Source organism: Brasilonema sp. UFV-L1 (assembly GCF_012912105.1).
GTDB lineage: Bacteria > Cyanobacteriota > Cyanobacteriia > Cyanobacteriales > Nostocaceae > Brasilonema.
In genome coordinates, this window is sequence record NZ_QMEA01000077.1 from 1 (window position 1) to 11,350 (window position 11,350).

Genomic DNA, 11,350 nt, shown 5'->3' on the forward strand with positions numbered 1-11,350 from the left:
CCTTACATAGCCGTAACACACCCTACTTAATATTTACTTTATAAATGACCTCTAAAACACATTTAACTTGCATATTATTGATATTGGAGAAAAAGCGCGGAGCAAGGAAAGCGCAGCCTCCGGTCAATCCTTCTCTCCTGCATCACAAGCCCGTACTTTCTTCAATCAAGTTCCTAACATCTGTAAATTGTGTAAGCTAGCGTACATTCCTCCTTGCTGCAGCAACTCTTCATGACTTCCCTGTTCTATTAACTCTCCGCGCTTGAGTACCAAAATTCGATCCACGTTACGAATTGTAGACAGCCGGTGAGCAATGATGATTGCAGTACGCGCCGCTAGCAGTTGGTTTAAAGCTTCTTGAATTAAAGCTTCTGTTCCTACATCTAGACTAGCAGTTGCTTCATCCAGTATCAAAATTTGTGGATTGCGAATAGCAGCACGAGCAAATGCTAAAAGTTGCTTTTGACCGCTAGAAAGATTTGTACCTCGTTCTCTGAGTTGAGTATCATAACCTTGGGGCAGTTGTTCAACAAACTGAGCAATATTCGTATTTTCTGCTGCTTGTTGAATTTCCTCAAAACTGTAGCTGTCTCCTAAGGTAATGTTGCTTTTGACATCACCAGCAAACAAAAAGCCTTCTTGCAAAATTACCGCCATGTAACGCCGCAACTCTGCTTGGGGGATTTCTCGAATGTCTATACCATCTACCAAAATGCGTCCTTGGTTGGGTTCGTATAAGCGACACAAAAGACGGATAATAGAACTTTTACCCGCACCTGTGGGACCAACTAACGCGACTTTCTCACCAGGATGAATGGTAAAATCTAAATCTTTGATCACATAGTCATTATCTTTGTACGCGAACCAGACGTGTTCAAACCGAATTTCTCCGAATTCAGGTTGGGAGTTTTCAACAGGAAATTCCAGCTTATCTGTGATTTCGTCTATGTAACCCAACCGAGAATCGTAAATTGAAAATCTGGGATTACCGCGATCGCTTATTTCTATTGGTTCATTCAAAACTTCACTCACGCGTTCTATGGCGGTGAAACCAGCTTGAATAACAGTGAATTTTTCCGCAAACTCTCGTAGTGGATCAAATAAGCGCTGAGCATAGAATATGAATGTAGATAGAAGACCAAAAGTCAAGTTTTTTTGCAGTAGTAAATAACCACCCACCCACAACACACCTGCAATTGCAATTAGGGCAATCCATTCAAGTGTTGCGGAAACTGATGAATCAAAAAAGATGGTCTTATCTACCTCGTGGACGTAACGTTGATTATTAACACGAAACAACTCTGCATTGAATCTTTCCCGTCGGAACAATTGCACAACATTCATGCCAATGATATTTTCTTGTAACTGAGAATTCAGTCCAGAAAGTTCTTCTCTTGTTGTGTAATTTGCCTTGCGGTACTGTTTCTGTAAGTAAACTATAAGACCTGTCACTGGGATGAAAACCATCAGTAGCAAAAAAGCAAGTTGCCACTGAATAGAAAACATAAAACCGAGAATCACCAGCATCAAAAACAAATCAGACACAATGCCTATAGCCCCAGTGGAAAATACATCTCCTAATACTTCCACATCACTGGTGAGCCTGGTGATTAATTTACCTACGGGTGTTCTATCAAAAAAACGTACTGCCAAAGATGTAACATGATGAAACAAGTCGCGACGAATTTCGGCAGTGATTTGCTGACCTAGCTTTTGTACTAAATAACCTTGAAAACCTGTCAATATCAGTCGTACACTGATTGTTACCAGCAACAACACTTCGATGATATTTAGCGCTTGTGACAACGGGCGGTTTCGTAAAAACTCATAGGTGCTTGATTCTTGACGAATCAGAGAGATAACTTGTCCAATCAGCAGTGGTTGCACAGCGCTAGCGACAGCTATTGGCACCAACAGGAATATTGCAAGTGCTAGCGATCGCCTACGACGGCGGGCGTAAGGTAGTAGACGCAAAAACAACCGCCAATCGTTTTCACGCCGACGGTAACCTGTGTCAAATTTTTTCCGAGATTTGGCAGTGCTCATCATAAGAGCATTATATTAATTTTTACAACCTCACAAAAATTTTTTATGAAACAAGAACGCAGAAGACAGAACACAGAATGCAATTGGGTAACGGATGTGTTATGGGAAAACCTACTTCTGTTGAAGAACTTGCTGTAAAGTGTGCAGTAATTCCTTAACTGTGTAAGGCTTCGACAAAAATGACTTCACATTATTGCCCACTGCTGCAAGCTGATTGCCAGATATCAGTCCACTTGTAGCAATAATTTTGACTTGTGGATTGATTTTTTGCAAAGTCCGCATGGCAGTTAAACCATCTAACACAGGTAGCATCATATCAATCAACACAGCAGTGATTTCGTTTTTACGTTGAGCATAGGCGGCGATCGCCTCAATACCATCGCTCGCAGTTAGAATTTTATAGTTGTATGCCTCTAACGACGCTTTGGTAATTGCCTGAATTGACGGTTCATCATCCACAACCAGAATCAGTTCTCCATGTCCTGCAAGAACCTCCACCTCCTGTACTGGCTGTGTTTCCATTCCCTGGACAGCTGGCAAGTAAACTTTAAAAGACGTACCAGAACCCACTTCACTGAATACATTCACAAACCCACCGTGACTTTTAACAATGCCAATGACAGTGGAAAGACCTAATCCCGTACCTTTACCTTGTTCTTTGGTTGTGAAAAATGGCTCAAAAATTCTATCAATAATTTCACGAGGAATGCCAGCTCCAGTATCTGAAACTTTTATTAAGATATACGCTCCAGTTTTAGCTTCCAAATGCATTTGAGCATAGTTGTCATCAATAAACAAATTTTCAGCAGAAATATTCAAAGTACCGCCATTAGGCATAGCATCGCGGGCGTTGACGCAAAGGTTCATCAGCACCTGATGAAGTTGTGTTCCATCTCCAGAAACCAGCCACAGTTCTTGCGGTATATCAGCGTAAACTTCGATGAATTTTGGGAAGGTTTCTTTAAGAATTTTTATGACTTCCCGGATCAAGTGTTTGACTTGTAAAGTCATGCGCTTACCTTCCACACCTCGCGCAAATGACAAAACCTGCTTGACGAGTTCAGCTCCTCGTTTGGCACTGTTTTCTAGTATTTCCAACAGGTGCTTATCTTGCTCGCAGACATCTGGGAATTTTAGCGGTAACAATTGAGATACTGCCAAAATTGGCGTGAGAATGTTATTTAAGTCGTGAGCAATACCACTCGCTAAAGTACCAATGCTTTCTAAACGTTGGGCGCGGAACAATTGGGCTTCTAACAGTTTTTTATCGGTAATATCTGTGTCAACAGTCAGAATAGCTCTAGGTCGCCCATCTTCATGACAAACTAAAGTCCAGCTACTTTCTACGAGAATTTCTTTACCTGATTTCGTAACTTTAGTCACTTCTCCTTGCCACTGACCTTTACTCATAACGGTTGAAAGAGCCGTTTCGATTTCTAATGGCTGTTCCTTGTACAACAATTGGTTAGCATTTTGACCAAACACCTCTTGAGCCTGCCATCCGTAAAGATTTTTCGCACCTTGATTCCAGAAGATGATGCGGTTATCTAAATCTCGCACAAAAATAGCATCAGTGGTGACATCAAGCAAAGCTGCTTGTTGGCGGATTTGCTCTTCAGCAAGTTTGCGCTCACTGATATCAATACTAGCGCAGGTGATGCCTATAACTTCTTGCGACTCATTGCGTAATGGTTCTACAGTTAAATCGTAATACCGTTTTCCTTGGTTAATTGTGATAGAAACTTCCTCTCTAGTTCCTATACCTGTGGTGAGTACACCACGTTTAATCATCGTTAAACGTTCAGCATCTTCAGCACAAATCAAATCAGAATCTTGTTTACCTAACATCTCTTCAGCTGTCGGGGCAAGATTGGCATTGTAAACCCAGGTGTAGCGTAATTCTTTATCTTGGTTAAAAACAATGATTGGCGAATTTTTTAAAGCAACCCGAAATCGTTCCTCACTCTGTCGCAGTGCTTCTTCAGTTCGCTGACGTTCAATAGCATAGCGCATTGAGCGCACCAGTAAATCACCATTGACCTGTCCCTTGACCAAATAATCTTGTGCTCCTTGTTGCATCGCTTTAATTGCCAAGGTTTCATCATCAAAACCTGTCAACACAATAATGGGAATAGCTGGGGCTTGATGATGGATTTTGATAAATGTTTCTAATCCTTGGCTATCCGGAAGTAAAAGGTCTAGCAAAATAACATCAAAGCATTCTTGCTCCAAAAAGCGCAGCGCTTCGTCCAGTTGCTCCGCCTGCTTCAGGTAGAACTTTACAGAAGAGACATCTTGTAAAAACTCCTCCAAAAGAACGACATCACCAGGATTGTCTTCTACTAATAAAATTTTCATTATTTTTAGTTATTTGTTATTTGTTATTCTTTGGTTGCTATGCGACCCATGAAAATGCCTAAAAAGAGGGCTGCTGCCTCCTAATCATTATATTGACGCAGCAGCCCACACTTATGCATCTGATCAGTACGGCAAGCAACGAGAAAATGTAGCGGACTTAAGTGCAAACCAACTACAAAACCAACCACCATGTGATAAAAGTGATCGAAGTGATTGTCATCATTATTGATTTAACAGGGAGCCTCTTGGTCTTCGATAAGGTTTTGCACGTTGATAATGGGTTAAAGCAATCCTTGGGCGATCTGCAAAGCAGCGCAGCAGCGTTAGCGCAGGCCCCCTAAGGGGCTAGCTATCGCCAGTTCAAGTTGACGGTTTACCCTTGTTGAGCGATCGCCTTTGGTAGTAGTGTAGTTGAGGGCGATCGCTCTGGCGAGTTGAGCAAATTTTTACTTCAGGGGCGATCGCGAGTAGAAGAAGCAGCCAAAGGAGCTTGGACAGTTTGCTGATAGAACATTAATTTATCTGTTAGACTTTCCATTGTACAATCTGCTCCAATTGAATATCGTATATTACCAGTTTTACGGCATTTTCTTGTAGCATTGAAGCTGGAAAATCAAGTTGAAAGAAGCTGTTTAGGGGGTAAGGTCTCACTCCGGAGGTAGCTTGACAACAGTGAACCAAAAGTTTTCTATTGAATGTACTATTTTGACAAACTGATCAAAATCAACCGGTTTAGTAATATAACAGTTAGCACTAAGATTGTAAGCTTTTAAAATATCTTCTTCAGCCCCAGATGTCGTCAAAACAACGACAGGAATCCGTTTAAGAATTTGATCTGCTTTAATTTCTGCCAGTACCTCCCGTCCATCTTTTCTAGGTAAGTTTAAATCAAGCAAGATGATATCAGGAGTGGGTACCTGAGTATAATTTTCCTGTTTGCGTAAGAATGCCATAGCCTCTACGCCATCACTCACCACATTCAAGTTCACGGAGATTTTGCTATCTTCGAGAGCTATCTGGGTTAATTGCACATCACCAGGGTTGTCTTCTACTAGCAAAAGCTCAATAGACATGATCAATTCAAAGCTCACAATTTATTTCCTGTTTTATCAGGAATTGTAAAGAAGAAACTAGTACTATGTTGTGGTTGTGACTCAACCCAGATGTTTCCACCGTGGCGTTCTACTATTTTCTTACATATTGCTAGCCCAATGCCAGTGCCAGGATACTTATTTCTGGTGTGCAAACGCTGAAAAATGACAAAAATACGCTCTAAGTATTGAGGTTCGATGCCAATTCCATGATCACGCACCATAAATTGCCACCTTTGCTCTATACGTTCAACTTTTATATGGATTTGCGGTGGCTGTTGGCTGCGGAACTTAATTGCATTGCTTATTAAGTTTTGAAACAACTGCGACAGTTGAGTTGCGTCCACCATAACTTCTGGCAAAGTATCGCAGGTGATAACTGCATTGCTTTCTTCAAGAGCAATTTTGAGATTGGATAGAACACAATTCACAATATAATTGCAATCAACTAGTTCAAACGGCTGACCACGAGTGCTAACACGGGAATAGCTCAACAAGTCATGGATGAGTGTTTGCATTCGATGCGCTCCGTCCACAGCATAACCAATGAACTCATTCGCCCTAGCATCGAGATTGTCTTTATATCGTCGTTCTAAAAGCTGCAAGTAACTCACCACCATTCTCAACGGCTCTTGCAAATCATGAGAAGCAACGTAGGCAAATTGTTCTAATTCGGCATTGGAACGAGCCAATTCTTGACGTTGGTGGGTTTCTTGTTCCAAAAGTTGTGCTTGAGACAGGGCAATACCTATTTGGTCTGCTAACTGTTTCAATAACTCAATTTCTACATTATTCCATTGTCGGGGACGCTCACACTGATGAGCGATGAGTAAACCCCACAGGTTATCCCTCTGAAGAATTGGAACAACAAGGTTAGCTTTGACACCAAACTGCAAGAGAAATTCTTTATAGCAAGGTTGGATGTTTGCCGTTTCAATATCGGCGATCGCACTCACTCTCTCCTGAAGATACGGTTCTTGATAGTCTTGTGCAAAGCAGGGATCAAGGATATTTTTTCCCAAAATAATAGGAAAACCTGGCAGCACAGCCTCTTGGGTCACGGTTCCAGAACCATCTTCCCACAACCTGAAGATAATAACTCTGTCTGCGTGTAGCAGTTCTTGAACTTCAGTGACTGTAGTTTGTAGAATTGTCTCAATTTGTAAAGATTGACGAATTTTAAGGGTGATTTCAGAAAACAGTTGAGAGTACTTGTTTTGACGTTTTAATTCCTCTTCCGCTTGCTTGCGAGCGGTGATGTCAAGTGTGACACCAATCATACGAACTGGATGACCATCAGCATCGTAAGTACCAGCACCTCGTGCGAGTATCCAATGAACGCTGTCATCAGACCAAATATTGCGGTACTCTGCCTCATAATCTTTGCGTTCATCTAAAGCAAGTCTTACAGACTGCTGCATATAGGCGCGGTCTTCAGGATGAATACGTTCCTGGAGCTTATCATAAGAAAGCTTCGTTTCAGGCGACAAACCAAAATTTGCTTTGCATTGTTTGGAGCAAGATAAATTGCCCGTTTCCAAATCTAGCTCCCAAGAACCAAGTTTAGCAGCTTCTAATGCAAGCCTCAAATGCTGTTCGCTTTCGCGTAAAGATGCTTCAGCTCGCTTGAGTTCCTCAGCAAAACGAGACACCTCAGCTAAATTACGTCTTAGCTCCAGTTCGCTAATGACTTGGCGACTGAGTGCTACAAGTGCTTCTACTTGTTTTTGACTGAGTTCCTGTGGTACTTGGTCAATTGCGCAAAGAGTCCCCACTATCTCTCCCTTTGGGGTGATTAAGGGAACTCCTGCATAAAACCGCACATAGGGATAAGATGTAACGACTGGATTCTTAGCCAACTTTTCATCAGCCCAAGTATCAGAAATAACTACCACATTCCGTCGTTCTTGGCAAAGGTAAGATAATCCAACGCTACGAGGCATTTCTGAAACATCCAAACCAATTTTTGCCTTGAACCACTGGCGGTTTTCATCAATAAAATTGACTACGACTATGGGGGTACCACAAATGAGAGCAGTTAACTGGGCAATATTGTCGTAGGCTTCTTCAGGTTCAGTATCAAGAATTTGATATTGGCGGAGGGCTTCAAGTCTCGCGGCTTCGTTATCAATCATTACAACCATAAAGATTTATTAGTTTTTTTTAAAACTTAATTAAAAAGTCGCTGATTTCGATAAGTGTATGTTGATATTTCTTATCAATTATACGACTTTTGGTAGATGTCAGATACCATTTGGATAAGCATTCCTATGATATCAAATCCTTATAAAGGGTAGGTTGAAAACCCCGTGGCTATGGCTAACGCCACGCTAGCCCCTTTTAGAGGCGCGGAGCTAACGCTATCAGTCCGGGGGACGCCAGATGCCTACGGAGGGAGACCCTCCTGCAGCACTGGCTCATGAAAACCACGACGCAGGGTTTACCCTGCTGTGATGCTAATCACTACCATCTTATGTCAATGTAGTTAACATAAAGAAGTATTTGGTTACGCATTGTCCCCTAGAAAATGAGGCAGCCTTTGTTTCGTTGATCTGTGGGGCAAGACGGGCACTCGTTCTAGTAAGGCTGCCTCATTTTCTTACGTGTTAGACCCCGGAGGGTCGAGCCGATGATAATTTACGAGTTCAAAGTTAAGGGAAAAGATAAGCAGTACAAGGCAATAGACGATGCTATTCGTACGTCGCAGTTCGTTCAAAACAAATGTTTAAGGTTTTGGATGGACAACAAAGACAAAAACTTGAATAGGTATGACCTGAACAAGCACTGTGCAGTACTGGCAGCCGAATTCCCCTTTGCTGATGAACTCAATTCTATGGCTAGACAATCTGCTGCTGAACGCGCTTGGAGCGCAATAGCGCGGTTTTACGATAACTGCAAAAAGAAGGTTAAGGGCACAAAGGGCTTTCCAAGCTTTAAAAAGCATTGCCGCTCGGTTGAATATAAAACTAGTGGCTGGAAACTTTCAAATACCCGAAAAGCCGTAACTTTTTCAGATAAAAAAGGAATAGGAACCTTGAAATGGAAGATTGAAGGGAACTTATAACCTCAACTACTACGACATCAAGCAGATTAAGCGTGTTCGGTTAGTGCGTCGCGCTGATGGTTACTACGCTCAGTTTGCTATTGATGTTGACCTCAAAGTTGAAACACAACCGACAGGTCAAGTAGTCGGTATAGACTTGGGGTTGAAGTACTTCATTGCTGACAACAAAGGTAATTTAGAACCATCTCCCCAGTTTTACCGCAAGTCTGAGAAACAGTTAAACCGCGCTAACCGCAAGAAATCCAAGAAGTACGACAAAGCGAGAAAAAAAGCCAACAAACCTCAATCAACCAACTACCATAAAGCCAGAAATAGGTATGCTCGCAAGCATTTAAAAATAAGTAGGCAACGAAAAGAGTATTGCAAGAGATTAGCGTATTCCGTCATCCAATCTAACGATTTGGTAGCCTATGATAGCGCAGCGTGCCCGATAGGCGTAGCCGTGCCGCAGGCATAGGGCATAGATTTAAATGTCAAAGGGCTGGCAAGAAACCGACATTTGGCTAAATCAATCAGTGATGCTGGCTGGTCTACATTCCGCTCTTGGTTGGAGTATCTTGGTTACAAGTATGGGAAGGTCACAGTTGCAGTTCCTCCATACAACACAAGCCAAAATTGTTCTAATTGCGGCATGAAAGTAATAAAGTCTCTGTCTACAAGAACCCATGTTTGTCCTCATTGTGGATATACCGAAGACAGGGACGTGAATGCAGCTATCAACATCCTGAAATTAGGACTCAGTACCGTGGGGCACACGGGAACCTACGCTTGGGAGCCAGCGCGTTGGGCGGCTCTGCCGACTTGAAGCGTCTGGCATGGAGATTTGCCCTCTTGGGCGATTGGTGCAAACCTGTTGTCTAACGGCGAGTCAACGAACCAAGAATCCCCTGGCTTTTTACGGGAATAAGCGCGTAGCGCGATACCGAAAGTGCCAGGGGAGTGTCAAGATTGCAAATTAAGGAATAAAGGATGTATTTTGCAGGCGATCATGGCGCAGACGCATATAGACTTGAACGTGCTCGGTAGAACTTTTTCGAGTGTTCGTGCATATGGTAGTTTAAACTTAACATGTTGCAATAAATAACTTTTCCCCTTATGACTGGAGAGGACAACCTTGGGAATAGAACTACGCAGTTTCGTATTTCTCGACAGCCTGCAACCTCAGCATGCAGCATATATGGGAACAGTCGCTCAAGGTTTCTTGCCATTACCAGGCGATACATCATTATGGATTGAAATTTCTCCTGGTATCGAAATCAATCGGATTACAGATGTCGCACTCAAAGCAGCCTCTGTTCGTCCAGGAGCACTGGTGGTGGAACGACTGTACGGTCTATTGGAAATTCATTCTAGCTCCCAAGGCGAAACCCGAGCTGCAGGTCAAGCTATTTTGGCGACACTAGGAGTCGAAAAAGACGAATGTCTCAAACCGCGTGTCGTTTCCAATCAGATTATCCGCAATATAGATGCTTACCAAGCACAACTTCTCAATCGCACGAACCGGGGACAAATGCTGCTAGCAGGACAAACGCTGTATGTCTTAGAAGTTGAACCTGCTGCATATGCTGCACTGGCTGCGAACGAAGCAGAGAAAGCGGCGGCGATTAACATTCTTGCAGTTCAACCTGTAGGAAGCTTTGGACGGCTTTACTTAGGTGGACAAGAACAGGATATTCTTGCAGGTGCTCAAGGAGCGTTAACAGCGATTGAAAATGTCGCAGGTCGAGTCAATTCTCAGAGTAGGCGTCAGGAGTGAAAAATGGCAAATTTTGAGCATCTAGCTTTACTACAAGCAGGTGCGATCGCTCATACGGGAGACTCACTCAGGGCGATCGCATGGAATGAGTGGAGAAAGCAAAATCCCCAAATTGAACCAGATCTTAGAGATGCTGACCTGAATGGTGCTAACCTCCACACAGCCAATCTTATGAAAGCTAACTTAAGCGGGGCTAATTTTAGTGTTGCTAACTTGAGCGGTGCTAAATTGACACAAGCTGACTTAAGTCATGCCATTTTGATTGGAGCTGACTTGAGTGAGGCTAATCTCAAAAGCGCTTTCCTCACTGAAGCTAACCTGATTGGGACTGACTTGAAAGCTGCTAACCTCAGAGATGCTGATTTGGGTCATGCAAAGCTAACCCGTGCTAACCTCTGTTTTGCAAATCTAGTCGCGGCTAACTTGATTGGAGCTGATCTAAGTAAGGCAAATTTGTACGAAGCAGAAGTGATTGGGGCTTACCTTTATAAAACTGACCTATACAAAGCTAATCTCAGCCAAGCTCACCTGAGTGGTGCATACTTGTTACGAGCTAACTTGAGTGAGGCTGACTTGAGTAAAGCTGACTTGAGATGGACTAATCTCCAAGGAGCGAACTTAGCAGGAGCTAATCTCAGAGGAGCTAAGCTTGAAGGAGCGAAACTCAGAGGAGCTAACCTTAGTGGTGTGGATTTTCAGGACGTACCAAATCTGCTTTTTGGTCATGACTTGAAACGCGAGCATAGTTAATGGTTATACGATCATCCAATTGCTTCAAGTCACGCGGTGTGATCCGCTTAATGTCTGCTAGGTAAAATCTTCTTTGTCCTGAAGGTGAGCGCTCTGAACGAATTTTTCCTGAGTCTGCCCACCTTCTCAACGTTTTTGTAGAAACGCCTAACTCTTTTGCGGCATCTCCAATACTTATCGTCACCTCGGATGTTTCCATATCGCTTGATGATATAGACTATATCCCAATAGTTACCTATTCCGGAAAAGGTGTAAATAGATGTCCAACAAATTAGTTAGAGTTTC

The 11,350-nt window shown here is 42.7% G+C and carries 8 protein-coding genes and 1 pseudogene; 4 read left to right on the forward strand and 5 right to left on the reverse strand.

Annotated features, from left to right (window positions below; translation table 11 throughout):
• Positions 1-165 precede the first annotated feature (165 nt).
• Both DP117_RS21190 and DP117_RS21195 read right to left on the reverse strand, forming a co-directional pair.
• Positions 166-2,046 carry an ABC transporter ATP-binding protein gene (locus tag DP117_RS21190; protein WP_169220249.1) on the reverse strand — a complete coding sequence of 627 codons (1,881 nt, stop codon included), beginning with the start codon at positions 2,044-2,046 and terminating at the stop codon, positions 166-168.
• A 111-nt stretch (positions 2,047-2,157) separates the two neighbouring features.
• Complete coding sequence (locus DP117_RS21195) at positions 2,158-4,404, reverse strand: response regulator (RefSeq protein ID WP_211176253.1); 2,247 nt, start codon at positions 4,402-4,404, stop codon at positions 2,158-2,160.
• A 161-nt stretch (positions 4,405-4,565) separates the two neighbouring features.
• On the opposite strand from DP117_RS21195, the gene DP117_RS21200 reads away from it, so the two are divergent.
• Entirely contained in the window at positions 4,566-4,745 is a 180-nt protein-coding gene (locus tag DP117_RS21200; protein ID WP_169220231.1) for a hypothetical protein, read from the forward strand.
• A 306-nt stretch (positions 4,746-5,051) separates the two neighbouring features.
• Here the strand turns inward: DP117_RS21200 and DP117_RS21210 are convergent, their stop codons facing one another.
• Both DP117_RS21210 and DP117_RS21215 read right to left on the reverse strand, forming a co-directional pair.
• Positions 5,052-5,477, reverse strand: coding sequence for a response regulator (locus DP117_RS21210; protein WP_169220232.1), 426 nt, complete (start codon positions 5,475-5,477; stop codon positions 5,052-5,054).
• Between the two features lie 14 nt (positions 5,478-5,491).
• Complete coding sequence (locus DP117_RS21215) at positions 5,492-7,639, reverse strand: GAF domain-containing protein (RefSeq protein ID WP_169220233.1); 2,148 nt, start codon at positions 7,637-7,639, stop codon at positions 5,492-5,494.
• A gap of 485 nt (positions 7,640-8,124) precedes the next feature.
• On the opposite strand from DP117_RS21215, the pseudogene DP117_RS21220 reads away from it, so the two are divergent.
• From DP117_RS21220 to DP117_RS21230, 3 genes and pseudogenes are all read left to right on the forward strand, one after another.
• Positions 8,125-9,466, forward strand: a pseudogene (locus DP117_RS21220) (transposase).
• A gap of 207 nt (positions 9,467-9,673) precedes the next feature.
• Positions 9,674-10,315: a hypothetical protein gene (locus tag DP117_RS21225; protein ID WP_169220234.1), complete on the forward strand. Its 642-nt coding sequence runs from the start codon at positions 9,674-9,676 to the stop codon at positions 10,313-10,315.
• A 3-nt stretch (positions 10,316-10,318) separates the two neighbouring features.
• Complete coding sequence (locus DP117_RS21230; RefSeq protein WP_169220235.1) at positions 10,319-11,065, forward strand: pentapeptide repeat-containing protein; 747 nt, start codon at positions 10,319-10,321, stop codon at positions 11,063-11,065.
• Here DP117_RS21230 and DP117_RS21235 read toward each other — a convergent pair.
• Complete coding sequence (locus tag DP117_RS21235; RefSeq protein ID WP_248277758.1) at positions 10,995-11,264, reverse strand: MerR family DNA-binding transcriptional regulator; 270 nt, start codon at positions 11,262-11,264, stop codon at positions 10,995-10,997. The genes DP117_RS21230 and DP117_RS21235 overlap by 71 nt on opposite strands.
• Between the last annotated feature and the right edge of the window lie 86 nt (positions 11,265-11,350).

Coding starts and splice junctions, on each gene's coding strand:
- DP117_RS21195 (WP_211176253.1), bottom strand. CDS start 4,404: ATGAAAATTTTATTAGTAGAAGACAATCCTGGTGATGTCGTTCTTTTG.
- DP117_RS21210 (WP_169220232.1), bottom strand. CDS start 5,477: ATGTCTATTGAGCTTTTGCTAGTAGAAGACAACCCTGGTGATGTGCAA.
- DP117_RS21235 (WP_248277758.1), bottom strand. CDS start 11,264: ATGGAAACATCCGAGGTGACGATAAGTATTGGAGATGCCGCAAAAGAG.
- DP117_RS21215 (WP_169220233.1), bottom strand. CDS start 7,639: ATGGTTGTAATGATTGATAACGAAGCCGCGAGACTTGAAGCCCTCCGC.
- DP117_RS21190 (WP_169220249.1), bottom strand. CDS start 2,046: ATGAGCACTGCCAAATCTCGGAAAAAATTTGACACAGGTTACCGTCGG.
- DP117_RS21230 (WP_169220235.1), top strand. CDS start 10,319: ATGGCAAATTTTGAGCATCTAGCTTTACTACAAGCAGGTGCGATCGCT.